Source organism: Pseudomonas sp. H3_E04, assembly GCF_054668915.1.
The window spans coordinates 2,455,001-2,477,329 of record NZ_CP162797.1 but is presented as its reverse complement, the minus strand read 5'-3'; the positions used below and the strand labels follow the sequence as shown (position 1 = coordinate 2,477,329).

26 protein-coding genes (1 of these 26 running past the window's edge) are annotated in these 22,329 nt (G+C 61.0%); 11 read left to right on the top strand and 15 right to left on the bottom strand.

Annotation, left to right across the window (positions count from 1 at the left end):
- Positions 1-41: 41 nt before the first annotated feature.
- From dsbG to dsbD, 3 genes are read right to left on the bottom strand one after another with little or no spacing between them, the layout of a single operon-like run.
- Positions 42-812 (bottom strand): thiol:disulfide interchange protein DsbG, encoded by a 771-nt coding sequence (dsbG, locus tag AB4N53_RS11085; protein WP_101155609.1) that lies wholly within the window; start codon positions 810-812, stop codon positions 42-44.
- Positions 788-1,669: a TlpA family protein disulfide reductase gene (locus AB4N53_RS11080; RefSeq protein WP_460120479.1), complete on the bottom strand. Its 882-nt coding sequence runs from the start codon at positions 1,667-1,669 to the stop codon at positions 788-790. Before AB4N53_RS11080 ends, dsbG begins: the two co-directional genes overlap by 25 nt.
- On the bottom strand, positions 1,669-3,402 hold the full coding sequence (dsbD, locus tag AB4N53_RS11075; protein WP_460120477.1) for a protein-disulfide reductase DsbD: 1,734 nt from the start codon (positions 3,400-3,402) through the stop codon (positions 1,669-1,671). The genes AB4N53_RS11080 and dsbD overlap by 1 nt, the downstream gene beginning before the upstream one ends.
- Positions 3,403-3,557: 155 nt before the next feature.
- Here dsbD and AB4N53_RS11070 point away from each other — a divergent pair, with 155 nt between their 5' ends.
- From AB4N53_RS11070 to AB4N53_RS11050, 5 genes are all read left to right on the top strand, one after another.
- Complete coding sequence (locus AB4N53_RS11070) at positions 3,558-4,238, top strand: response regulator (protein WP_042607836.1); 681 nt, start codon at positions 3,558-3,560, stop codon at positions 4,236-4,238.
- Complete coding sequence (locus tag AB4N53_RS11065) at positions 4,238-5,560, top strand: ATP-binding protein (protein ID WP_460120474.1); 1,323 nt, start codon at positions 4,238-4,240, stop codon at positions 5,558-5,560. The genes AB4N53_RS11070 and AB4N53_RS11065 overlap by 1 nt, the downstream gene beginning before the upstream one ends.
- Positions 5,561-5,777: 217 nt before the next feature.
- The gene (locus AB4N53_RS11060; protein ID WP_460120472.1) at positions 5,778-6,263 is read left to right on the top strand and encodes an N-acetyltransferase family protein; all 486 of its coding nucleotides are present in this window, start codon (positions 5,778-5,780) and stop codon (positions 6,261-6,263) included.
- A gap of 142 nt (positions 6,264-6,405) precedes the next feature.
- The gene (locus tag AB4N53_RS11055) at positions 6,406-7,818 is read left to right on the top strand and encodes a diaminobutyrate--2-oxoglutarate transaminase (protein WP_460120470.1); all 1,413 of its coding nucleotides are present in this window, start codon (positions 6,406-6,408) and stop codon (positions 7,816-7,818) included.
- Positions 7,819-7,901: 83 nt separating this feature from the next.
- Positions 7,902-8,126 carry an MbtH family protein gene (locus AB4N53_RS11050; protein WP_460120468.1) on the top strand — a complete coding sequence of 75 codons (225 nt, stop codon included), beginning with the start codon at positions 7,902-7,904 and terminating at the stop codon, positions 8,124-8,126.
- A gap of 176 nt (positions 8,127-8,302) precedes the next feature.
- Here the strand turns inward: AB4N53_RS11050 and AB4N53_RS11045 are convergent, their stop codons facing one another.
- The 10 genes from AB4N53_RS11045 to soxR form a co-directional block, all read right to left on the bottom strand.
- On the bottom strand, positions 8,303-9,208 hold the full coding sequence (locus AB4N53_RS11045; RefSeq protein ID WP_460120466.1) for a metal ABC transporter substrate-binding protein: 906 nt from the start codon (positions 9,206-9,208) through the stop codon (positions 8,303-8,305).
- Positions 9,209-10,108, bottom strand: coding sequence for a metal ABC transporter permease (locus AB4N53_RS11040; protein ID WP_007917717.1), 900 nt, complete (start codon positions 10,106-10,108; stop codon positions 9,209-9,211).
- A complete protein-coding gene (locus AB4N53_RS11035) occupies positions 10,108-10,959 on the bottom strand; it encodes a metal ABC transporter ATP-binding protein (RefSeq protein WP_460120464.1) in 852 nt (283 codons plus the stop codon). Before AB4N53_RS11035 ends, AB4N53_RS11040 begins: the two co-directional genes overlap by 1 nt.
- Positions 10,956-11,885, bottom strand: coding sequence for a metal ABC transporter substrate-binding protein (locus tag AB4N53_RS11030; RefSeq protein ID WP_460120462.1), 930 nt, complete (start codon positions 11,883-11,885; stop codon positions 10,956-10,958). The genes AB4N53_RS11035 and AB4N53_RS11030 overlap by 4 nt, the downstream gene beginning before the upstream one ends.
- Before the next feature lie 35 nt (positions 11,886-11,920).
- Positions 11,921-12,496, bottom strand: coding sequence for a DUF6162 family protein (locus AB4N53_RS11025; protein ID WP_460120460.1), 576 nt, complete (start codon positions 12,494-12,496; stop codon positions 11,921-11,923).
- Positions 12,493-12,831 carry a hypothetical protein gene (locus AB4N53_RS11020; protein ID WP_016770802.1) on the bottom strand — a complete coding sequence of 113 codons (339 nt, stop codon included), beginning with the start codon at positions 12,829-12,831 and terminating at the stop codon, positions 12,493-12,495. Before AB4N53_RS11020 ends, AB4N53_RS11025 begins: the two co-directional genes overlap by 4 nt.
- Positions 12,828-13,370 carry a hypothetical protein gene (locus AB4N53_RS11015; protein ID WP_016770801.1) on the bottom strand — a complete coding sequence of 181 codons (543 nt, stop codon included), beginning with the start codon at positions 13,368-13,370 and terminating at the stop codon, positions 12,828-12,830. The genes AB4N53_RS11020 and AB4N53_RS11015 overlap by 4 nt, the downstream gene beginning before the upstream one ends.
- A complete protein-coding gene (locus AB4N53_RS11010; RefSeq protein WP_460120457.1) occupies positions 13,367-14,566 on the bottom strand; it encodes a PepSY-associated TM helix domain-containing protein in 1,200 nt (399 codons plus the stop codon). Before AB4N53_RS11010 ends, AB4N53_RS11015 begins: the two co-directional genes overlap by 4 nt.
- Positions 14,567-14,780: 214 nt before the next feature.
- Complete coding sequence (locus AB4N53_RS11005; protein ID WP_460120455.1) at positions 14,781-15,239, bottom strand: VOC family protein; 459 nt, start codon at positions 15,237-15,239, stop codon at positions 14,781-14,783.
- Between the two features lie 111 nt (positions 15,240-15,350).
- Positions 15,351-15,803: a redox-sensitive transcriptional activator SoxR gene (gene soxR / locus AB4N53_RS11000; protein WP_016770798.1), complete on the bottom strand. Its 453-nt coding sequence runs from the start codon at positions 15,801-15,803 to the stop codon at positions 15,351-15,353.
- 92 nt (positions 15,804-15,895) lie between these two features.
- On the opposite strand from soxR, the gene AB4N53_RS10995 reads away from it, so the two are divergent.
- The 5 genes from AB4N53_RS10995 to AB4N53_RS10975 all read left to right on the top strand — a co-directional run bounded on the left by AB4N53_RS10995 (position 15,896) and on the right by AB4N53_RS10975 (position 20,592).
- Positions 15,896-16,258, top strand: a complete 363-nt coding sequence (locus AB4N53_RS10995) for an antibiotic biosynthesis monooxygenase (RefSeq protein ID WP_460120453.1) — start codon at positions 15,896-15,898, stop codon at positions 16,256-16,258.
- Positions 16,259-16,359: 101 nt separating this feature from the next.
- Complete coding sequence (locus AB4N53_RS10990; RefSeq protein ID WP_016770723.1) at positions 16,360-16,629, top strand: hypothetical protein; 270 nt, start codon at positions 16,360-16,362, stop codon at positions 16,627-16,629.
- 100 nt (positions 16,630-16,729) lie between these two features.
- Positions 16,730-17,344, top strand: coding sequence for a LysE family translocator (locus AB4N53_RS10985; protein WP_133339307.1), 615 nt, complete (start codon positions 16,730-16,732; stop codon positions 17,342-17,344).
- Positions 17,345-17,548: 204 nt separating this feature from the next.
- Positions 17,549-18,715 (top strand): aminotransferase class V-fold PLP-dependent enzyme, encoded by a 1,167-nt coding sequence (locus AB4N53_RS10980; RefSeq protein ID WP_460120450.1) that lies wholly within the window; start codon positions 17,549-17,551, stop codon positions 18,713-18,715.
- Positions 18,716-18,783: 68 nt separating this feature from the next.
- Complete coding sequence (locus tag AB4N53_RS10975) at positions 18,784-20,592, top strand: aminopeptidase P family protein (protein ID WP_460120448.1); 1,809 nt, start codon at positions 18,784-18,786, stop codon at positions 20,590-20,592.
- A gap of 44 nt (positions 20,593-20,636) precedes the next feature.
- Here the strand turns inward: AB4N53_RS10975 and AB4N53_RS10970 are convergent, their stop codons facing one another.
- A complete protein-coding gene (locus AB4N53_RS10970; RefSeq protein ID WP_460120446.1) occupies positions 20,637-21,233 on the bottom strand; it encodes a 2-hydroxychromene-2-carboxylate isomerase in 597 nt (198 codons plus the stop codon).
- Between the two features lie 40 nt (positions 21,234-21,273).
- The gene (locus tag AB4N53_RS10965) at positions 21,274-22,002 is read right to left on the bottom strand and encodes an SDR family oxidoreductase (RefSeq protein ID WP_460120444.1); all 729 of its coding nucleotides are present in this window, start codon (positions 22,000-22,002) and stop codon (positions 21,274-21,276) included.
- A gap of 91 nt (positions 22,003-22,093) precedes the next feature.
- Between AB4N53_RS10965 and AB4N53_RS10960 the strand changes: the two genes are divergently transcribed.
- Positions 22,094-22,329, top strand: partial view of a TetR/AcrR family transcriptional regulator gene (locus AB4N53_RS10960; protein ID WP_460120442.1) — the start only. 334 nt of this gene lie beyond the right edge of the window; only the first 236 of its 570 coding nucleotides appear in the window; it begins with the start codon at positions 22,094-22,096; its stop codon lies beyond the right edge, outside the window.

The following is a 22,329-nucleotide window of genomic DNA, read 5'->3' as shown; positions in this document are numbered from 1 at the left end:
AGAGCCTGCTCGCGAAAGGGCCGGTCCAAGCAATGAAAAAACTACTTAGGCCCGAGAATCTTCACCAACTTGTCCGGCGAAGGCGCGCCTTGTTGCTGTTGCAACTCGCCTTTGTCGTCCAGGTAGAAAATCGCTGGAGTGGCCTGCAGTTCCAGGTCTTCCATCAACTGCATGTTCGCCGCGAGTTTTGTTTGCACGGCGACCGGGATGTCCTTCAAGGCCTTGAGCGCGCTGCCCTTGCCGGCTTTTTCATGATCTTCCAGGGCCTTGGCCGGGTCTTTCGCCGCCAGCAGCGCGGCTGATTTGCCCGGGCTGTCTTCGCGGATGATGCCGACCATGATGTGGCGCAACTGCACCTTGCCGGCCTTGACCCATGGCCGTGCCTGTTCCCAGAACATGTTGCAGTACGGGCAGTTCGGATCGCTGAACAGGTACACCGTGCGCGGTGCATCCTTGTTGCCGTCCTGAATCCAGTTGCTCGCCTCGAACTTGGCCCAGACTTCCTTGGACATCGGCGCGTAGACCAGTTTCTGCAACGGCTCGCTGCTCAGGTCCTTGCCGTCGGCATCGTACAGATTACCCACCACGACGTGTTTGCCGTCCGGGGTCAGGTACAGCGCCATGCCGCGATTCTGGTATTGCGCGGCGTACCCGCGCAGGCCATCAGGGGCGTCGAACTGGCCGACGATTTTCGCGCCCTTGGCTTCGATCTTTTTGATCGCCGCAGGCAGTTCTTCAGCAGCCTGCACCGACGGCAAGTGCAGCAGGGCAGTGCCCAGGGTCAGCGTCAGCAGGTGGCGGAGGCGGGGCATGGCAGTTTCCTTGCAGAGTTGGCCGGGGCAACGGCCTGATTCGGGCTTGAAGGCGAAGTGTCGAAGGTTTCCAGGGCGCGGGCGAGGCTGGCGTTCGACAGTTCACCGAGGTGACTGGTCAGCAAGCGACCGTCCGGGCTATAGAACAGCGTAGTCGGTAACGCCATGGAACCCACGGCCTGACCGAGACGGCCGCTGCGGTCGAACAGCACGTTGTTCAGGCTCAGGCCCTGGGTTTCCAGGAACGTCGCGACGCTTTGCATGCTTTCGGCCTGATTGACGAACAGAAATGTCAGGTCAGGGCGCTGTTGCTGGGCATTCTCCAGCACCGGCATTTCTCGCCGGCAGGGCGGGCACCAGGTCGCCCACAGGTTGATCACCAGCGGCCCGCCCTGATAGTCACTGAGCTGGATCTTTTCCCCGGCGGCGTTGCGCAGGGAAATATCCGGCAGCCGCGTACCCTGTTCGTAAATGTTCAGCGACAAGGTGGCGAGCAGCCAGAACATCACGCCGCTGACCACGCCGAACCCCAGCGGGCGGCGCAAAGCGGGCCGGCGCCAGCCGCGATACAACGCCGCCAGCAACAGAACGATCACCCCGGGCCAGGCGAGGGAACCGCCGTCACGCAGATCGATGATCTGCCACGGGTCATTGCGATAGTGCGACCAGTACAGCGCGACAAACGCAATGCGCGCCGCAAGCATGCCCAGCAGGAACAGGCTGAACAGCGCCGACTCGGGGTTATCGCCGCCGCGCTTGGCGACCCGCCAGCCGACAAACGTCGCCAGCGCCAAAGCACTGATCAGCAGCAGATGGTTGAGCGCGATGGCGAAAGTGCCGAGGGTGAACGTCAGCATCAGTTCGCGTCTCGGGTGGCGGACCAGCGTTGCAGGAAGGTCTCGGCATCGACCTCGCCGGTGATGCGCTGGCTGCGGCGTTCTTCACCGTCAGCGCCGATCCAGATGAACGTCGGCGGCCCCGGCACCTTATAGCGACTGAGCAGCTCGCGGCTGGCGACGTTGTCGGCGGTCACATCCAGGCGCAGCAGGCGCACGTCTCTCAGGGCCTGCATGACCTTGGCCTCACCGAACACTTTCTTCTCCATGACTTTGCACGACACACACCAGTCGGCGTAGTAATCGAGCAGTACCCACTGGCCTTGAGCCTTGGCCGCATCGAGTTCGCGTTGCAGGGCGGCAGGTTCCTTGATGGTGGTGAAGGCATCGTGGCCACTTGGCGCTGCGCTGGCGACACGGCCGGTGCTGTAGACCTGCAATGGCTGATACGGATCATCGCTGCCGCCCGCCGCACCGATCACCAACACGCTGCCCCACAAACCGAGCAATAGGGACAAGGCGCCAAACATCTGCGCGACGCGGCCAAACCCTGCCGATTGTTTCCAGGCACTGTAAGCGGCGATCAACAGCAGCGCGCCACACAGGCCCAGCCACAACGAAGGATCCAATACCGGACGCAGCATCAGCAATGCAGTGGCAAGAAACAGGAAGCCGAATATGCCCTTGAGCAGATTCATCCACGCGCCGGGTTTCGGCAGGAAGCGGTTGCCGACGGTGACCAGCAGCAACAGCGGCACACCGATGCCGATGCCCAGCGCAAACAGAATCAGACCGCCGTGCAAGGCGTTACCGCTCTGCGCGATGTACAGCAGCGCGCCCGCCAGTGGCGCGGTCATGCACGGCCCGACCAACAGACCGGACAATGCGCCCAGCACACCGGCGCCGATCAGGCTGCCGCCGCTGCGGCTGCGCGACGCATGTTCAAGTCGATCACGCAGGGCCACCGGCAGTTGCAGCTCGAAGAAGCCGAACATCGGTAACGCCAGTATCACGAAGACCGCTGCGAATGCGCCGAGCAGCCAAGGATTCTGCAACCACGCCTGCAGGTTCGCACCGAGCAGTGCAGCAATCACGCCCATCGCCGCATAGACCAGCGCCATGCAGATCACATAGCTGCTGGCCAAGGCAAAACCGCGTCGAGGCGTGGCACCACTGCCGACAATCATGCCGGCCAGAATTGGCAGCATCGGCAGCGAGCACGGAGTGAACGCCAACAGCAGACCCAGGCCGAAGAACACTAACAGGCTCCAGCCCAGCGCCCGTTGTTGCAGGCTGCTGGCCAAGGCCTGATCCGGCGCTTCAGCACCCGTTGTTGCTGCGGCTTTGCCGCCCAGATCGATCACCCGGGTTTGCGGTGGGTAGCACAGGCCGGCATCGGCGCAGCCCTGATAACTGACTTTGATCTGACCGCTGGCCGCCGCCGGGATCTTCACTTCCAGCCCTTGGCGATAGACCGGCTGCTCGCCGAAGAACTCATCGCTGTGGGATTCGCCTTCAGGCAGCACCGGCTGCTGATCGGCGGCCAGTCCATCGAATTTCAAACGTTTCTGATAAAGGTAGTAGCCGTCAGTGATCTGCCAGAACAGCTGGGTTTCGCCTGAATCCAGACGCTCGGAAGTCAACACGAACGCTTGGTCGACCGGCAAGAAGTCCGGTTTCGTATCGAAAGGATTGTTTCCAGCCTGGGCCAGGCCCGAGATCAGTAACGCAAACAAAACAAAAAAATGACGCATGGAGAAGCCTTGTCCCTGTGCAAGTGAGGTGCACAATGGGCAGCGGCGATTAACCGATGATTAACCGCCATGCCCTTGTCGCAGTGGCGTTGGGCGCCATAATGTCAGCTTAATCGGCCAACTGCCTAATCCGCTTTTTTCCTGTGGGATTCACCATGCACGTACTGGTTTGCGAAGACGATGAGCTGATCGCCAGCGGTATCGTTGCCGGGCTCACGGCTCAGGGTCTGACTGTCGAGCACGTCAACACCGCGTCGAAGGCGCGGGCGATGCTCAAGGTCGCGGAATTCGACGTGATGGTGCTCGACCTCGGCCTGCCCGACGAAGATGGCCTCAAGTTGCTGCAACAGCTGCGACAGAGCGGGCTGGAAATCCCCGTGTTGATCCTCACCGCTCGCGATTCAGTGACTGATCGTGTCGACGGTTTGCAGGCCGGCGCCGACGATTATCTGCTCAAGCCATTCGACCTGCGCGAACTGTTCGCCCGCCTGCAAACCCTGCTGCGTCGGGTAGCCGGGCGCAGCGTCAATCTGATCGAGCACGGCGCGCTCACCTACGACCCGAGCAGCCGGGAAACCCGCCTGGCCGGGCAACCGGTGGACTTGTCGCGTCGCGAGCAGTCACTGTTGCAGGCGCTACTGCACAATCGCGGCCGGGTGCTGTCCACCGAGCAACTGAAGGACAGCGTCTACGGCTTCAACGATGAGCTGGAAAGCAACGCGCTGAACGTGCATATCCATCACCTGCGCAGCAAACTCGGCAAGGGCATCGTCGAAACCGTGCGCGGTCTGGGCTATCGCCTCGGGCCTGCCGATGGCGGAGAGCAAGGCAAGTGATGAGTCTGCGCCTGCGCCTGAGTCTGACGCTCGGCGCCGCCTTCGCGCTGATCTGGGCGTTGGCGGCGGCGTGGATGCTCAGCGATCTGCGCAATCAGATGATGTTTTCCCTCGACCAGCGCCTGGTTGCTTCGGCGCGCATGGTTGCCGGCCTGCTCGAGCAATTGCCGACGCTGCCAAGCAAGGGCGAGGGCACCCACTTCAGCGCCGAACAGCTGAATATTCCCGGGGGGATGGCCTGTCAGGTCAGCTCATTGCGCGGGGAAATCCTTGCCCGTAGCCATAACAATCCCGAACAGGCGCTGGAAGCGGAAAAAATGGGCTTTCACGATCAGATGATCGACGGCGCGCCGTGGCGCAGCTTCACCCTGGCCCGGGGCGATGTGCGCATCACTACGGCGGATCGGCAGATCGAGCGCGAAGCCTTGAACATGTCGATTCTGCTCGCCGCATCGGTACCGGTTGGCGTGGCTTTGCTGGGTTGCCTGTGCCTGCTGTGGCTGGGCATCGGTCAGGGCCTGGCGCCACTCAATCGTCTGCGCGAGGCGCTGATGCGACGCAATGCCGACTCTCTTGAACCATTGCAGTTGCAGGCGTTTCCCAGCGAATTGAAGCCGTTGCTGGAAACCCAGAATCAATTGTTCCAGCGCATCGGCAAGACCATCGAGCGTGAACGTCGCCTGACCGGCGACGCCGCACATGAACTGCGCAGTCCGCTGACGGCGATCAAGACCCACCTGCAAGTGGCGCGCATGACCGAAGGCAGTGCCCGCGATCAGTCGCTGGCCCGCGCCGAGGAGGGTGCCGATCGCCTGCACCGCACCCTTGAGCAGTTGCTGTTGCTGGCGCGGGTCGAAGGCAGTCTGTCGTTTGATGACGGCTCGCAATGCAGCGCCGAGCAAGTGGCCCGACTGGCGATTCAGGACGCCACCGGCGGTGAACGGCTGCGGATCAAACTGCACGTGCCGGACGACCTGTCCACCGCGCCGCTGCAAATGCCTGCGGTGCTGGCGATTGCTGCACTGCGCAACCTGCTCGACAACGCCCTGCGCCATACGCCTGACGATTGTGCCGTCGAGGTCAAGCTGGAGAACATCGGCAAGCGCGTGCGCTTTGTGGTGCGCGACCATGGCCCGGGCATCGCGCCTGATGACATACAGCATTTGACTCAGCGCTTCTGGCGCAACGGGCAGAGCACCGGTTGCGGGCTGGGTCTGGCGATTGTTCAGGCAATTGTGCAGCGCTGTGACTGCGCTTTGCATTTCGACAGCCGCCCGGATGGCTTGCAGGTCGAACTGACCATGCCGTTGCAATCTCTCTGATCGCACCTCAGATCCCCTGTGGGAGCGAGCCCTGCTCGCGAATGCGGTAAGTCATTCAACATCGACGTTGACTGGCCTGACGCTTTCGCGAGCAGGCTCGCTCCCACAAATGATCACGTTCTTCCACATCAAATGTAACTTATCGGCGTTCGCTATCCGCCAGGGGTGGGGCTAAGGTCAACGCAGCTTTGACTCAATGGATTGAGGGAACTGCGCCATGGAAGCACCCGTCTGCATACGTCCGGCCACCCTGGCCGACACCGGCATCATCAACCGCATTGTCGAGCGCTCGATCCGTATCGGTTGTGCTCTCGATCACCGCAACCATCCACTTCTCGTCAGCGACTGGCTCAACCGCTCCCCCGCCGATTTCATCAGTAGCCGGCTCGCCGACTCACACTTCTATCTCTGTATCGCTTCGTACGAAGACAAACCGGTCGGTGTCGGCATGGCGCAGGTCAGTGGCGAAATCCTGCTGTGTTACGTCCAGCCGGAGTCCTTTCGCCGGGGCGTCGGCCGGGCGCTGATGCAGGATCTTGAAGGCTGGTTGCGCATTCGTGGTGTGCAGCATGTTCACCTCAACAGCACCCGCACCGCCGAGGCGTTCTATCGGCATCTGGGTTACCAACAGGCAGCGCCACCCGGCCACTCCACCGGCTTGCAAACCGTGCCGCTGCAGAAACCTTTGTCCTCACCGGGCTGACAACTCGATCAAGGGTCTAAATCCGCACCGCGCTGAAGCGTTTCCAGAACAGGAAAACCTGCAAGTGCGCCCCGCGACCGGAACGCGCACCTGTCGGTGTGCTGTTCTGGTCACTATCCATAGCGAATTGAGGGGTCGAGAGATGTCAGTCGCCACCAGTCTTATCGAAGCGTCGTCGGCCCGGGTCGCCTCGGCGCCGGCGGAAACGTTATACGAATTCAACGAATCACCGTTGCTGGCGCGCCAGAGTCGGCAGGAGTCCAACGCGCGCAGCTATCCTCGGCGTATTCCCTTGGCGCTCAAGCGTGCCAAGGGCTTGTATGTCGAGGATGTTGAAGGACGTACATTCATCGACTGCCTGGCCGGGGCCGGCACGCTGGCGCTGGGGCATAACCACCCGGTGGTAATCGAGGCGATCCAGCAGGTGCTGGCCGATGAACTGCCGCTGCACACCCTCGACCTGACTACGCCGGTCAAGGATCAATTCGTCCAGGACCTGTTCGGACTGCTGCCCACGGAACTGGCGGCGCAGGCGAAAATCCAGTTCTGCGGCCCGACCGGCACCGACGCCGTGGAAGCCGCGCTGAAACTGGTGCGCACAGCCACTGGCCGCAGTACCGTGCTGTCCTTTTCCGGCGGTTATCACGGCATGAGCCAGGGCGCGTTGAGCCTGATGGGCAGCCTGGGGCCGAAAAAACCACTGGGTGCCTTGCTCAGCAGTGGCGTGCAATTCATGCCCTTTCCCTACGATTACCGCTGCCCGTTCGGCCTCGGTGGCGCGGCGGGCGTCAACGCCAATCTGAGTTATCTGGAAAACCTGCTCAACGATCCCGAGGCCGGCGTGCAACTGCCGGCGGCGGTGATTGTCGAGGCGGTGCAGGGCGAGGGCGGCGTGATACCGGCGGACATCGAGTGGTTGCGCGGCTTGCGCCGGATCACCGAGAAGGCTGGTGTGGCGCTTATTGTCGATGAGATCCAGAGCGGTTTCGCTCGTACCGGCAAGATGTTTGCCTTTGAACACGCAGGCATCGTTCCGGATGTGGTGGTGTTGTCCAAAGCCATCGGTGGCAGCCTGCCGTTGGCGGTGGTGGTTTACCGCGAATGGCTCGACACCTGGCAACCGGGCGCTCATGCCGGCACGTTCCGTGGCAATCAGATGGCCATGGCCGCCGGTTCGGCGGTGATGCGCTATTTGGTGGAGCACAAGGTTTGCGAGCACGCTGACGCCATGGGTGATCGACTCAGCGAACATCTGCACATCCTGCAACGCGACTTCCCGCAACTGGGCGATATCCGTGGTCGCGGCCTGATGCTCGGCGTCGAACTGGTCGACCCGAATGGTGCGCCCGACGCGCTCGGTCATCCGCCGGCATTCGCGCGTCTGGCGCCACTGGTGCAGCGTGAATGCCTCAAGCGTGGCTTGATTCTGGAGTTGGGCGGGCGCCATGGCGCGGTCGTGCGCTTCCTGCCGCCGCTGGTGATCAGCGCAGCGGAAATCGATCGGGTGGCCGAGATCTTCGGTCGCGCATTGGCCGCTGCCACCGCCGCGCTGTAAATTTTTCCGCGCGGCGAACGTTCTTTATACATACCCCGGCTGCATCCGTTGTGCAGCCGACCTTACAACGATGGAGAACCAGCATGACGTCAGTATTCGACCGCGAGGACATCCTCTTTCAGGTCGTGGTCAACCACGAAGAGCAATACTCGATCTGGCCCGATTACAAAGCCGTGCCGGAAGGCTGGCGCACCGTGGGCAAGAGCGGCCTGAAAAAGGAATGCCTGGCCTATATCGAAGAAGTCTGGACCGACATGCGCCCGTTGAGCCTGCGCCAGAAGATGGATGCGCAAGTCCCGGCGCAATAAGCGACCGGACAAAAATAACCCGCTGGACCAGTGATGGTCAGCGGGTTTTTTCATGTCTGGAGACTGATGTTGTGGGGGCGGGCCTCTTCGCTAGCAGGCTCGCTCCCACAATTGAGATGCGATCCCCTGTGGGAGCGAGCCTGCTCGCGAAGAACGATTACGCGGTCTTACTGAAACTACGCTCCGCTCAACCCCTTGAGCAACAGATCCACATTCCCCTCCAGCTCCGCCAGCGGATCCGCCGCATCGGTACTCAACACCACCAGCCGACTACCAGACTCGGCAATCGCCGCTTTCACCGGCTCTGCGGGCTGGCGATGGTGCAGCACCACTGCCACGTCATTTTCCTTGAGCGTCGCCGTCAGCTTCTTCAACTCATCTGGCGTCCAATCGGCGTCGGGGCGCGCGTCCTGTCCGGCCAGTTCAAGGTTCAGGCTACCAATCAGATAGCCGAAGTGATCGCTAAGGCTCATCACACTCAGATTATCCGCATCGGCCAGCCGCGCTTCGGTGTCGGCGCTGAGTTTCAGCAGGCGCTGTTTCAACGCCGCCAGGTTGGCTTCGATCGCAGGCTTGGCGCTCGGTGCCAGGCGCACCAGGTCCGCCGCCATCACATCGGCCATGCGCCCCATGTTGTTGCTCGCCAGCCATGGCTGACTGTTCAGGCCATCAACCTGCAGGCCTGGCTGCACGGCGATGCCGGGCAGGGCGCCGTCGACCGGACGAGCGGCATCGACTTCGACGATACGAATGTTGCTACGGCGCGCGATCGGGTACAGCGGATCATCGGCCCACAGTGAGCGCAGACCGATCACCGCGTCCGCGTCAGTGGCCAGTTTGCTCAGCGTCGGAGCGCCACGGCCGGTGAAATACGCAGTCTGACGGCTACCCGGAAGGTTGGCCGGCGCCGCGCGTTCGAGTTTGACGTCGGTACCTTTGAGCAATGCTTCGCCCAATCCATAGGTGATCGGTAACGAGGCCAGGACGCGCAGGGGTTTCGCGCTTTCAGCCGCCAGCAGCGGGGTGCAGACCACGCCACACAGGGCCATGGCCAGAGTCAGGTTACGCAGTGAAAAAGCCATTTATCCAAGGTTCCCTTTCAGGCTGGGGACGACGCCGCGCGCAATGGCGGCGAGGGCGAAAGCGATGCCGGCGACCAGAATGATCGCGGCGCCGGACGGAATCGGCAGATCAAAGACGATCGGCGCCAGAATGCCGCACAGCGTGCTGACGGTGGCGATCAGTACCGAGCACCAGAAAAATCCCTTCAGCGACTGGCTGAGCAAGCGCGCCGCCGCAGCCGGAATCACCAACAAGGCACCGACCAGAATTGCGCCGATCACCTTCACTGCCGCAACGGTGATCAACGTCACCAGAATCACGAACAGGTAATCCAGGGTCTTCACCGCTACGCCACGCACCGCCGCCAATTGCGGATTGAAACTGGCGAGCATGATGCGGTTGTACAGCGGCAGGGCCAGGGCCATGACCAGCGAACCGACGATCGCCAGCACCGCCAGATCATTGCCGTTGACGGTCAGTACCGAACCGAACAACACGTTTTCCAGAATGTGCACGTTGATCTTGCCGGCGAGGATCAACAGCAGGCTCGCGCCCAAGGCCAGCGACACCGAGAGAAACACGCCGATCAGCGTATCCGGTGCCAGACCGGTGCGGTTGCGCAGGTAATTGAGCAGGATGCCGAACAGCAGGCAGTAACCGAACAGGCTGCCGTACGGGCCGGTGTAGGGTTCGCCGAGCAGAATGCCGATGGCGACACCGGTCAACGCGGCATGGCCGACTGCTTCGGAAAAGAACGCGAAGCGCTTGACCACCACCAGCGTGCCGAGCCCGCCCAGCACCGGGCCGATCAGCAAGCCGGCGAGCAGCGCATTGACCACAAAACCGTAGGCCAGCGCCTCGGGCAGATAACCGGAAGACGCCCAACCCTGGACCATCAGCCGAAAGGCTTCGTAACTCATCAGACCGCGCTCCGTGGATGGGTAGAAAACAGCGTCAGCAGACGCTCCGGAGTCAGTGCCTGTTGCGGTGTGGCATCGAACAGCACGCGGCGGTTGAGACCGGTAACCCGATCGGCCAGCCGACCCACCGCTTCCAGATCATGCTCGATCCACAGCACGGTGATACCCGCCGCGCGCCAGTCAGTCAGCAGACGTTCGAACACCTGAATCCCGGCCTCATCGAGGGCCGACATCGGCTCGTCGAGCACCAGCAGCTGCGGCGCCGGAATCAAACCTTGCGCGAGCAGCACCCGCTGCCGCTCGCCGCCGGACAGCGCGCCCATGCGCCGCTTGCGCTTGTCCTGCATGCCGACGCGCTCCAGCGCCTCGCCGATGGCGCCGGCGTAGTGTTTGCTCAAACCGAGGAAGGCCGGGCGGCGCTGACACATCGCTGCCATGAAATCGTCGACGGTCATCGGCAAGCCGCGATCGAACTCCAGCGCCTGCGGGACGTATCCAATGGTGCCTGGCTCGCCGGGCCAGTGCAGACTGAGCTGGCCCTGATGCGGCATTTGCCCGAGCAGGGTTTTGATCAGTGAACTCTTGCCACCACCGTTGGGGCCGACCAGTGCATGCACGCTACCGGGCTGCACCTGAAAGCTGACCTTGTCGAGAATCGTCGTGCGCCCCAGCGTCAGGCTCACTTCCGTAAACTCCAGCGATGGCCCGGTTATCCCCTGTGGGAGCGAGCCTGCTCGCGAATGCGGTGTGTCATTCAGCGAAGATGTTGCCTGAGCCGGCGTCTTCGCGAGCAGGCTCGCTCCCACCGGGTTATTGGTGCTGTCAGGGATCAGGGTTTCTTTCGACGTCATGCCCCCGACTCCTGAATCGCCCGAACCACGGTATTGAGGTTGCCGGTCATTTCCTTTTCGTACTTGTCGGCGGTGTATTCGCCGTAGGAAATGTGCGACAGCGGGTACAGCTTCACCCCGGATTCGCGCTGGATGGTGTCGACGTAGCTGGATGGGAAATCCATCTCCGAGAAGATCACTTTGACGTCGAGTTCACGCAACTGGTCGATGGTTTTTTTCAGCTGACTTGGGCTCGGCTCGATGCCGTGGGCCGGTTCGACCACGGCCGTCACTTCCAGACCGAATTCACGCAACAGATAGTCGTAAGCCGCGTGCACCGTGGCCACGCGCAGTTCGGCGTTCGGTGCCTGGGTCAGTTTGGCCAACGCGTCGGCGCGCATCTGCCGTAGGCGTTTGCCATAGGCGCGCGCGTTCTGGGTGTAAGTCTTGGCGTTGTCCGGGTCGATCTTGCCCAGCTCGCGGGCGATGTTGTTGACCTGGGCGATGGAGGCGCTGATCGACAGGAACGTGTGCGGATTGACCACTTTGCCGGCGCCGCGCGCAGCGACACCGGTGGCCGCCAGCAGCGGCACGTTCTCGTTGGCTTCGATGGTTTTTACGTTGGGTGTTTCACTGGCGGCGATCATCCGGTCGGCGAAGTCGTCATGGCCGACGCCATTGAGCACGATCACGTCCAGCCCGCTGATGCGCTTGATGTCTTCAGCTCGAGGCTCGTAGGCGTGCGGGTTGAAGCCGGCGGGAATCAGCGGCACTACTTCGGCCTTGTCGCCGACGATGTTGGCGACGTAGCTGTAATACGGATGCAGAGTGATGCCGATACGCAGGCGTTTGCCTTGCTCGGCGCTGGCCAGTGGGCTCAGCAGGCAGGCGCACAGGCCAAACAGAAACAGGCGTAACAAGGGACGGCGAGGAGATGAAATGGACATGGGCAAGCAGTCTTCTCTCGGATAAAGGCGAGGAATCAATGGCGATGTTCGCGGGTGACCCCGGCATCGAATTGCGCGACGATCTGTTTCCAGCCAGCGGCGGACAGCGCGGCGTCAGACAGATCCTCAGCAGGTGCGGGATCGGCGCTGCGGTTCAGCCAGATGTCCGGTGCGGCGTTGGCGTCAGTGCCGACGCGCATCAGAAACGAACCGGCGACATCAGGCGTCGCACTCCGACCGAAATAGGCACGATCGGCGAGCATTTGCCACGCATGACCGCCACGGCTGACCGAACTGGCATCCTGCGCGAACGGCGCGAAACCTTCGTCGGCCAGCATCTGTGGCGTCGGCAGGGCGTGTTGCTCTTCGCGCAGCAAGCGGATTTCGTCGAGGGTCACCCGCAGGTCGGCATAGATGCCTTGCTCGGCGGCGCTGAGATCGCGGCGGGCGTCGTACTGGTTGCTGGCGACGGGCTCCGGTTCATGGGAAACTCCGCGCCACGCCACCACCGAGCCGGCGACCGCGAGGATCAGCAGGCACAACAGCAGCACGTTGAGGGTTTCATGGCCGGCGCCGGCCGGGCGTACCACTTGAGTTGTCGGGGTACTCATGGGGCTTCGATATCCGCCTGGTCGATTTCCACAACGTGGCCGGGGCCGGCATCGAACAGCACATAGAACTCGCTGCCGGGTTTCTTGAACGTCAGCGTCGAGTCATCACCCAATTTGCCCGGCACCAGAATGGTTTCGTCGTAGCCGATCACGTCGAGCGTCACCCCCGGCGCGCCGCTGCCGTCGGAGAAACCGCCGGTGCATTTGATCTGTTCGGCATCGATGGCTTTGCATTCGCACATCGGGTTGTGCGCCAGGGCGCTGGCGCTGAAACCGGCGCTCAGCAGCAGCGCGGCGCTGGCGAGCAAACGGGTCTGAAGGGGTGAGCGAGTCATGGTTTGGCTCCTTGTTTGTTCAGCCACGCAACCGTGGCGGGGGAGGCTTGGCTCAGGGGAATCGCGGCTTGGTGCATGCTGCCGTCCCAGCCTTCCATGGTGATCCACAGCTCGGCGTCAGGTTTGGTTTTTGCCGGGATCGGCATTTGCGTGCCCATGCGATAAGGCGTACCGAAGAAGATCGTGCCGGCGGCGCGCAGGCTGCGCGGTTTGCCGATGCGCAGGTAAGTGGCCTTGACCTGTTCGACGCAGGTATCACAAACGGCGGCAGTGAAATCCTTCATATAGCCGGCCGGACCGCTAAGGTGCGGCGCCTCGTCACGCAGTTCGGCCAGGCGCAGGCTCCACGGGCCGACCTGAACGGTGCCTATTTCACGTTGGCCCAGGCCGCTGTCGCCGCGAAACAGCGAGGCATCGGCAAAGTATTTCGGCATGAAGCCCAGTGGGATCAACAGCAGCAGGACGTTGATGTGGAAGCGCCACTTGTGCCAGAAACGCGACAGGCGCGACGGCGGTGTGACCGAGATGGCTTTGTTCACAGACTGGCCTCCGAAGTTTCACGGCGCAGCGCCGGTTGTGCCTTGATGCGGTTTTTCTTGTCCTCGCGTTTCAGCGCGTTGGCCGTGGCCAGGGCGGTGCGCTTGGTCCAGATCAGCAGGCCGCTGAGGATCATCATGCTCAGCAACAGACCGAAGAAGAACCAGATCAACTTGATCCAGATCCCACCGAAGTCGCCGGTGTGCAGCGGACGCATGGACTCGGTGACGAATTCCAGCGAGGACCGGTCGGACAGCAGCCGTGAAGAGGCCATTTCGCCGTTGTAAGGGTTGAGGGTCGCGGTCTGGTACATCAGCGGATACCAGCCACGGCCGCTGACGCTCATGTGCGAGTAGGCATTGCCCGGCAGGTTGACGTAGCTGGCTTCCAGCCCCGGAATCTTCTGCTGGGCGATTTCGATGGCGCGGTCCAGGCTGATACGCGGCGGCGGGGTGCCGGCGGCCGAGATCGGCACACTTTCGCGGGACATCGCCGGGATGATCGGTTCGCTGGAAATGGAAATCTGGTTATCGAACAGGATCGCCTTGATCAGGAACCAGATGCCGGTGATGGAAATCACCGCGATGAACCAGATCGACCAGATGCCGCACAGCCGATGGAAGTCGCCCCAGAAGATCCGCGCGCCATGGCGTACACGCAGGGTCGGGCGCAGAAATCCTTTCCAGAAGCGCTTGTAGACCACCAGCCCGGTAATCAGCGACACCAGCATCGGTACGCCGAGCAGTGACACCAGATACCAGCCCCAGCTGTAGCCATTGGTGAACGGCACCAGCCACCAGCCGTGCAGGGCGCGGGTGAACGCCTTGAAATCGAAGGCCGGTGCGGTGCCCTGAATGACGCCGGTGTACGGATTGACATAGACCGTCAGCGAGCGCCCGTCGGGGTAGCTGACTTCGACGTCGAGGGCAAAGTGCGACTCGTCCGGACGATTGATGCTCTGCACCAGGGTTTGCGGCTCGGCTTGTTTGATCGCAGCGAGGATCTGGTCGTAGCTCAGTCGCGGCGCGTCGTCCGACGGCTGACTGGCGCGCATTTGCGGGTTGGCCAGCCAGACAATTTCCTGGCTGACCACCGCCAGCGTGCCGGTGACACAGACGATCAACACAAAGAACCAGATCGGCAACGCCAGCCAGCTATGCACCAGGAACCACAGTTTGGAACGGGATTTCTTCGACATGATTGCGCGTCTTGATTGCGGTGGAAGGGGCCGGGCTACGGGCTTCGCAGCACGGAACTCCCCGGGAGGCCGTTCGTGGCTTTTGCCTACGCGAACGGCCTGCATTCCTATAAGACGGATGAGCGAAGAAAATCCCGAAAGCGGATATGAAAGTAAATGTTTCGCAATTACATCGTCAGCGCTTTTTTAGCTGATCGTTCGAAGCAATAACCCCTTAACCTTGGCTGAACATTTCCATCGCTCGCTGGCGAATCTGCTCTTCGCTCAGATCCTCTTTGTGCGTGGCGAGAAACCACAGATGGCCGAACGGATCTCTCAGCGTGCCGCTGCGATCACCATAAAACTGGTCTTTGACATCGGAGACGCTTTGCGCCCCGGCATCCAGCGCTTGTCGAAAGGACTGGTCGACATCGGTGACATACAGGTGCAAGCCGATCGACACTGCTTGCTGCGGATTGCTCAAGGGTCCTTGATCGCAAGGCGTGCCCAGCATGATTGCGCTGTCGCCGATGCGCAGTTCGGCGTGGCCGATATTGCCGTCGGGCATGGTCAGGCGCATGACTTCGCTGGCGTTGAAGGCTTTTTTATAGAACTCGATGGCCTCGGCGGCCTGTTGGATGCCGAGATACGGGGTAATGCTGTGATACCCCTCGGGAATGGGTTTGACGCTCATGACGTTCTCCCTGTTTTTGTTTTCAACAGATGTGGTTACACCGGCTTACCCGGAGCAATCACTATAGAACCGTCCTTACTGCGCAGATTTTCCGCCGACGAGCAGCAATCATCATTCATCGCGAAAGTGCGGGCCTGGCCCTCGGTCACCGAGCATGTCGCCTTTATTGCGTAATGGACACGCTTCCATGGACAGACAGCCGCAGCCGATGCACCCGGTGAGCTGATCGCGCATCAGCGTCAATTGCCTGATTCGTTCATCGAGCTCGCGCTGCCATTGTTCAGACAGCATTTTCCAGTCCGCCGCCGACGGCGCGCGATCCTGCGGCAGGATCTTCAGCGCTTCGCCGATCTCCGCCAGCGGTATCCCCAACCGTTGCGCGACTTTGATCAACGCCACCCGGCGCAGAACTGCACGCGGATAGCGGCGCTGATTGCCGGCATTGCGTTCACTCTTGATCAAACCTTTGGCTTCATAAAAATGCAGCGCGGTGACCGCGACGCCACTGCGCGCAGCAACTTCGCCGACGGTGAGAGGCTTGTGTACCTGCTCTTTGCTGATCATGCTGAAAATGCTCTTGACCTTGACTTAACTAGAGGTTTTACCCTGCAGCTCTTCGGGTCGCAAGGCTCGCTTCAAGATGAGTGGGGCTTTCCATGAGCAATCGCAGCTTTACCCAATTGATCGAATTCGAAATCGAACCCCGTCAGCAAGCGGCGCTGGTCTTGGCCCTGGCGACGCAGACCGAGGGTCTGGCTCAGCGTTACGACGGATTTCTCAGCGCCAGCGTGCAAGCCAGCGACGACGGCCGCCGAGTGTTGAGCTTTTGGCAGTGGCAAAGTCGCGAAGCGGGCGAGGCGGCATTTCGCAGTTTCGAACGCGGCGAAGAGGATTTCTGGCAGTTGATCCGTACGCATCGGGCGAAAACCGTGACCTTCAATTCATTCCAGGTGCACAGCAGCATTGCCCGCAGCCACGACGATGCGCTGCATTGCCGTCTGCCGGTCAGCCAGTATTAGCGCAAACCTGATAGCCACTATTGAGAGCGTTGATTTCTGCGCGAGCGTGCCCGGGCGTAGCCTTTCTCCATCGACCCCACATTGCTCGCCAGGACGCTCCCATGAACCGTTTACTGACTGTTTCGCTGATGCTCGCTGTTTCCGTACTCGCCGGTTGTGCCGGCCATGTTTCGCCCGAGCTGCGCCCTTACACCGCTGAAGAATCCCGCGAACTGGCACTGGAAGCGCTGAACCGCAGCGGTTTGTCGTTCGACGAATACCACGCGAAAAAAGCCCAATTGCTCGGCCAGCCGCAGAAGACCTTCGGCTTCGATCAACAGGGTGAGATGAGCGCCGAACGTGCCATACAGCTGCACGGTCGTCCAAGCTGAAAGCAAACTGTACTGCTTGAAGTTTCCCTAACTGTCCGTGGGTTTGCCGGGCCGTGTGGGATAGGGTCAACAGCTGAATGACCCTGGATGGACTGCTTTGATGAACCTCTCGCTTGATCTGCTGTTGGGCTTTGCCCTGTTTGCCCTTGTTACCTCGATCACACCGGGGCCGAACAACACCATGTTGTTGGCGTCCGGAGTGAACTTCGGTTTCAACCGCACCATTCCCCACATGCTCGGCATCAGCTGCGGCTTCTTTCTGTTGGTGGTAGCGGTGGGCTTCGGCCTTGGCGCGGTGTTTCAGGCCTATCCGATTCTCTACACAGTGCTGCGCTATGTCGGCGCGGCGTATTTGCTGTATCTGGCGTGGAAGATCGCCCACTCCGGCCCGGTCGGTGACAGTGCCGTCGGCGAGGCGAAACCGATCAGCTATCTGGGCGCTGCAGCGTTCCAGTGGGTCAATCCCAAGGCGTGGATCATGGCCATCGGTGCCATCAGCACGTACACGCCCATGCAGGGTTATTTCTATAACGTCGTGATCATCGCGGCGGTGTTCGCCATCATCAACCTGCCCAGCGTCGGCCTGTGGGCGGCGTGCGGCACGCTGTTGCGCAATGTGCTCAAGGATCCGCGCTGGTTGCGCGTGTTCAATTGGGGCATGGCCGCGCTGTTGGTGATCTCGTTGTATCCGTTACTTCTCGAAAGCTTTCATTGACGCATTGCTTCAATCGCCGGCCCGATGCCTGTTAAGCTCGGTTTCAGGAGCGTTCCTACGCACTTTTAATGAAGCCCTACTTCTTTAACGGCATCCGATCAGGTATTGATGACGCTCTCGAACCCATGCACAGCTCACGAGGCTGTGCATCGTCGTTTGCAGACACGAGCCTCCTGATCCCGGAACACGCTCTGCGAGTCCTTTATGAACACACGTCCGTTGTATTTCGATTACGCCGCCACCACCCCGGTGGACGAGCGGGTCATCCAGGTGATGATCGAATGTCTGGGTTTTCACGGTAACTTCGGCAACCCGGCGTCCAGCTCCCACGCCTTCGGCCAGCAGGCCCGGCAAACGGTCGAGCAGGCGCGCCGGCAAGTTGCCGATCTGGTCGGCGCGCAGCCTGAGCAGATTGTCTGGACCTCCGGTGCCACTGAATCCAACAACCTCGCCCTCAAAGGCGTCGCTCAGGCCCGTGGCGTTCGCGGCGGGCACATCATTACCAGTCAGATCGAACACAAGGCCATTCTCGACACCGCGCGGCAATTGCAGGATTCGGGCATTGCCGTGACCTATCTGGTGCCGGACGCCCAAGGCTTGATCACGCCGCAAGCGGTCAGCGAAGCGATGCGTGATGACACCTTTCTGGTGTCGCTGATGCTGGTCAACAACGAATTGGGCACGGTCAACGATGTCGAGGCGATTGGCGAGGTGGTGCGCAGTCGGCAGGCCCTGTTTCATGTCGACGCCGCGCAGGGCGCTGGCAAGGTCGCGATCGATCTGAGCCGCTGGCCGGTGGATCTGATGTCGTTTTCCGCACACAAAGTCTACGGCCCCAAGGGCATCGGCGCCTTGTACGTCGGCCCGCAGGCGCAGCAACGCTTGCAGGCGCAAATCCATGGTGGCGGTCACGAAGGTGGCTTGCGCTCCGGGACCCTGGCGACTCACCAGATTGCCGGGATGGGCGCTGCATTCGCGTTGGCCGCCGACGCATTCGCTGAAGAGAAAAAGTCCATCATCGCTTTGCGCGAACGCTTGCTCGAACAGCTTTTGAAGTTGCCCGGCGTGCGCCTCAATGGCTGTGCCTCGCAACGTATTCCGCACACCCTGAGCCTGACGTTCAGCGAGGGCGAGTTCAACAGCGCTGCGTTGAGCCATTCGATCGCGTTTTCCGCGACGTCGGCGTGTAATTCCGCAAGTAATGCGCCGTCCCACGTGCTGCTCGCGCTCGGGCACGATGCGCGGCTGGCGGGGCGCACCATTCGCTTGAGCCTCGGGCGATTTACCACCGTCGAGGATGTCGACAAGGCCGTTGACCTGATCACAACCGCCTGCGCCAGTGCCCCGGCATTCTGGGTGACAGGGCTTTAAACAGCCGACGCTTTCCATGGCCGCCAAGGCTACGAACAATAACGATGACGCGATTAGCAGGAGACATGATGAGTTCCCACACCTTGACCGAAGGATCGGTACCTCAGCGCCTGGCGCATACCCGTGAACTGATGCGCCGCGAAGGCATCCATGCGCTGCTGGTGCCGTCCGCCGACCCGCATCTTTCGGAATACCTGCCAGGTTACTGGCAGGGCCGGCAATGGTTGTCGGGTTTCCATGGCTCGGTCGGTACGCTGATCGTCACCGCTGATTTCGCCGGTGTATGGGCCGACAGTCGTTACTGGGAACAGGCGACGAAAGAGCTCAACGGCAGCGGCATCGAACTGGTCAAGCTGCAACCGGGGCAACCGAGCCCGCTGGACTGGCTCGCCGAGCAAACACCTGAAGGCGGCGTCGTTGCGGTCGATGGTGCGGTGATGGCAGTGGCGTCGGCGCGCACACTGGGTAGCAAACTCGAAGCACGCGGCGCTCGCCTGCGCACCGATATCGACCTGTTGCAGGAAGTCTGGCGTGATCGTCCAAGCCTGCCGAACGCGCCGATCTATCCGCATCTGCCGCCGCAAGCGACCGTCAGCCGTGGCGAGAAACTCGCGAAATTGCGCGAAACCTTGCAAGAGCGCGGTGCCGACTGGCACTTCATCGCCACCCTGGATGACATCGCCTGGCTGTTCAACCTGCGTGGCGGTGATGTCTCGTTCAATCCGGTGTTTGTTTCGTTCGCTTTGATCAATCAGCAACAGGCCACGCTGTTTGTGGCGCTGAGCAAGGTCGATGCCGATCTGCGCGCTGTGCTTGAACAGGATGGCGTAACGCTGCGTGATTACAGCGAAGTGGCCGATGCGTTGCGGTCTGTGCCGAGTGGCGCGAGCCTGCTGGTCGATCCGGCGCGCGTGACCACAGGTTTGCTGGATCACCTGGACAGTGGCGTGAAACTGGTCGAGGGTCTCAACCCGACTACGTTGGCCAAATCGCAGAAAAGCGAAGCCGACGCTCAGCACATCCGCAAAGCGATGGAGCAGGATGGCGCGGCATTGTGCGAATTCTTTGCCTGGCTGGAATCGGCGTGGGGGCGCGAGCGCATCACCGAACTGACCATCGACGAGAAACTTACCGCTGCCCGGGAACGTCGTCCCGATTACGTTTCGCTGAGCTTCAACACCATTGCCGCGTTCAACGCCAATGGCGCGATGCCGCACTATCACGCTACCGAGGAAGAGCATGCGGTGATCGAGGGTGATGGTCTGTTGCTCATCGACTCCGGCGGCCAGTACCTCGGCGGGACCACAGACATCACCCGCATGGTCCCGGTGGGGACGCCGACGCAAGAGCAAAAGCAGGATTGCACGCGCGTGTTGAAAGGCGTGATTGCCTTGTCGAGGGCACGATTCCCGAAAGGCATTCTTTCCCCGCTGCTCGACGCGATCGCCCGTGCGCCGATCTGGGCTGACAACGTCGACTACGGTCACGGCACCGGTCACGGCGTGGGCTATTTCCTCAACGTTCACGAAGGTCCGCAAGTGATCGCTTATCAAGCGGCACCGGCACCGCAAACAGCGATGCAACCGGGGATGATCACTTCGATCGAACCCGGCACTTATCGCCCAGGCCGCTGGGGCGTGCGCATCGAGAACCTGGCGATGAACCGCGAGGCCGGCAGCAGCGAATTCGGCGACTTCCTCAAGTTCGAAACCCTGACGCTGTGCCCGATCGATACTCGCTGCCTGATTGCCGACCTGCTGACCCATGAAGAAAAGCAGTGGCTGAACGACTACCATCGCGAGGTGCGTGAGCGTCTGAGCCCATTGCTGGATGGTGCGGCGCTGAGCTGGCTGAACGAGCGCGCTGTGGCCATTTGATCGATTTACCCAAGGCGCCGCTCGCGGTGCCTTGGGGCTCGGCTTCAATCCTGGCGCAACGCCTCTTCTACGAAGTCGAGTCGATCCTGACCGAAGAACAACTGATCGCCGATGAACATGCTGGGGGCACCGAAAACGCCGCGCTTGATGGCGGCTTCGGTGTTTTCCTTGAGTGCGGCTTTGACTGATTCATCGTTGGTCAGCGCCATTGTCTCTTGGGGATCGAAGCCGTTTTCAGTGAGCACGGCGGCTACGGTTTGCGGATCGTTGAGGTTACGGCCTTCTACCCAAAGAGCCTTGAACAGGCAATCGACGAACTCCGCGAAACGCTGCGGCTGGTGCATCTGCATGCCAGTGACGGCACGCATCAATATCAGCGTGTTGATTGGAAAGTGCGGATTGAATCTCAGCTGGACGCCGTAGCGTTTGGCGAAGCGATCGAGGTCCTTAAACATGTAGCGACCCTTGGCCGGAATCATTGCCGGCGAAGCGTTGCCTGTGGCTTTGAACACCCCTCCCAAGAGCATTGGAATGTAGGTCAGTTCGCTTTGGGCATTGGCGCAAATCTTCGGCAGTTGGGTGTATGCCAGATAGGTAGCGGGGCTGCCAAGGTCGAAATAGAATTCCACGGTTTTCGTCATGATCAAGTTGCTCTCTTATTGTTGTAATGGAGGGGAGGGCTTACCAGCGTTCGTTCCATGGGCGCAGGTCCAGCTCGAACGTCCAGGCATCCCGTGGCTGACTGTGCAGATACCAGTAGTTTTCGGCGATGTGCTCTGGATTGAGAATGCCGTCCTGATCCTTGGTCGCGTATTTCTCGGGAAAGCTGTTACGGATGAAATCGGTGTCGATCGCACCATCAACCACGACGTGGGCGACATGAATGTTCATCGGCCCCAACTCTCTCGCCATGCTTTGTGCCAGTGCGCGGATGCCATGCTTGGCTCCAGCGAAAGCGGCAAATCCAGAAGCTCCGCGCAACCCGGCCGTGGCTCCGGTGAACAGAATTGTGCCGCGCTGCCGAGTCACCATGCGCTTGGCCACTTCACGGGCATTGAGAAAGCCGGAGAAGCAGGCCATCTCCCAGATCTTGAAATATTTGCGTGCGGTTTCTTCGAGAATGCTGCAGGGCACGTTGGCGCCGATGTTGAAGACAAAGGCCTCAATCGGGCCGACTCGGGTTTCGATGTCTTCAATCAGCGCTATGACGTCTTCTTCCTTACGCGCATCGCAGGCAAAACCATGAGCCTCACCGCCCTCAGCGATGATTGCATCAACCAGTGGCTGCAATTTGTCGGCGCTGCGCCGGGTCACGCAGGCGATGAAACCTTCACTGGCGAAACGCTTGGCAATCGCTCCGCCCGTGGCATCGCCGGCCCCGACAACCAACACGACCTTCTTGTTATTCATGGGTGAACCCTTTTTGGTTAACGATCGTTTAGTTAACGAACGTTATGCTAGGATTTGCGCAGCGTCAAGGCGAGCTATTTCAGGAGAGGGCATGCGTTATTCGGCCGGACATAAATCGGAAACCCGCGAACGGTTGCTGCAAAGCAGCGCGCTTTCGGCGAAAAAATCGGGGTTTTCCACGGTGGGCGTGGATGGCCTGATGAAAGCCATCGGTTTGAGTGGCGCGGCGTTCTACAGCCACTTTTCATCAAAGGATGCGCTGTTCGCTGCCATCGTCGAGCGAGAGTTGAGTGAAAGCCTTGAGCGCCTTGGTGGCCAGGGCGGTGC

What these genes read in the sequence shown, in the direction of transcription:
- dsbG (WP_101155609.1), bottom strand. Translation starts at nt 812, where the DNA reads ATGCCCCGCCTCCGCCACCTGCTGACGCTGACCCTGGGCACTGCCCTG.
- AB4N53_RS11080 (WP_460120479.1), bottom strand. Translation starts at nt 1,669, where the DNA reads ATGCTGACGTTCACCCTCGGCACTTTCGCCATCGCGCTCAACCATCTG.
- dsbD (WP_460120477.1), bottom strand. Translation starts at nt 3,402, where the DNA reads ATGCGTCATTTTTTTGTTTTGTTTGCGTTACTGATCTCGGGCCTGGCC.
- AB4N53_RS11070 (WP_042607836.1), top strand. Translation starts at nt 3,558, where the DNA reads ATGCACGTACTGGTTTGCGAAGACGATGAGCTGATCGCCAGCGGTATC.
- AB4N53_RS11065 (WP_460120474.1), top strand. Translation starts at nt 4,238, where the DNA reads ATGAGTCTGCGCCTGCGCCTGAGTCTGACGCTCGGCGCCGCCTTCGCG.
- AB4N53_RS11060 (WP_460120472.1), top strand. Translation starts at nt 5,778, where the DNA reads ATGGAAGCACCCGTCTGCATACGTCCGGCCACCCTGGCCGACACCGGC.
- AB4N53_RS11055 (WP_460120470.1), top strand. Translation starts at nt 6,406, where the DNA reads ATGTCAGTCGCCACCAGTCTTATCGAAGCGTCGTCGGCCCGGGTCGCC.
- AB4N53_RS11050 (WP_460120468.1), top strand. Translation starts at nt 7,902, where the DNA reads ATGACGTCAGTATTCGACCGCGAGGACATCCTCTTTCAGGTCGTGGTC.
- AB4N53_RS11045 (WP_460120466.1), bottom strand. Translation starts at nt 9,208, where the DNA reads ATGGCTTTTTCACTGCGTAACCTGACTCTGGCCATGGCCCTGTGTGGC.
- AB4N53_RS11040 (WP_007917717.1), bottom strand. Translation starts at nt 10,108, where the DNA reads ATGAGTTACGAAGCCTTTCGGCTGATGGTCCAGGGTTGGGCGTCTTCC.
- AB4N53_RS11035 (WP_460120464.1), bottom strand. Translation starts at nt 10,959, where the DNA reads ATGACGTCGAAAGAAACCCTGATCCCTGACAGCACCAATAACCCGGTG.
- AB4N53_RS11030 (WP_460120462.1), bottom strand. Translation starts at nt 11,885, where the DNA reads ATGTCCATTTCATCTCCTCGCCGTCCCTTGTTACGCCTGTTTCTGTTT.
- AB4N53_RS11025 (WP_460120460.1), bottom strand. Translation starts at nt 12,496, where the DNA reads ATGAGTACCCCGACAACTCAAGTGGTACGCCCGGCCGGCGCCGGCCAT.
- AB4N53_RS11020 (WP_016770802.1), bottom strand. Translation starts at nt 12,831, where the DNA reads ATGACTCGCTCACCCCTTCAGACCCGTTTGCTCGCCAGCGCCGCGCTG.
- AB4N53_RS11010 (WP_460120457.1), bottom strand. Translation starts at nt 14,566, where the DNA reads ATGTCGAAGAAATCCCGTTCCAAACTGTGGTTCCTGGTGCATAGCTGG.
- AB4N53_RS11005 (WP_460120455.1), bottom strand. Translation starts at nt 15,239, where the DNA reads ATGAGCGTCAAACCCATTCCCGAGGGGTATCACAGCATTACCCCGTAT.
- soxR (WP_016770798.1), bottom strand. Translation starts at nt 15,803, where the DNA reads ATGATCAGCAAAGAGCAGGTACACAAGCCTCTCACCGTCGGCGAAGTT.
- AB4N53_RS10995 (WP_460120453.1), top strand. Translation starts at nt 15,896, where the DNA reads ATGAGCAATCGCAGCTTTACCCAATTGATCGAATTCGAAATCGAACCC.
- AB4N53_RS10990 (WP_016770723.1), top strand. Translation starts at nt 16,360, where the DNA reads ATGAACCGTTTACTGACTGTTTCGCTGATGCTCGCTGTTTCCGTACTC.
- AB4N53_RS10985 (WP_133339307.1), top strand. Translation starts at nt 16,730, where the DNA reads ATGAACCTCTCGCTTGATCTGCTGTTGGGCTTTGCCCTGTTTGCCCTT.
- AB4N53_RS10980 (WP_460120450.1), top strand. Translation starts at nt 17,549, where the DNA reads ATGAACACACGTCCGTTGTATTTCGATTACGCCGCCACCACCCCGGTG.
- AB4N53_RS10975 (WP_460120448.1), top strand. Translation starts at nt 18,784, where the DNA reads ATGAGTTCCCACACCTTGACCGAAGGATCGGTACCTCAGCGCCTGGCG.
- AB4N53_RS10970 (WP_460120446.1), bottom strand. Translation starts at nt 21,233, where the DNA reads ATGACGAAAACCGTGGAATTCTATTTCGACCTTGGCAGCCCCGCTACC.
- AB4N53_RS10965 (WP_460120444.1), bottom strand. Translation starts at nt 22,002, where the DNA reads ATGAATAACAAGAAGGTCGTGTTGGTTGTCGGGGCCGGCGATGCCACG.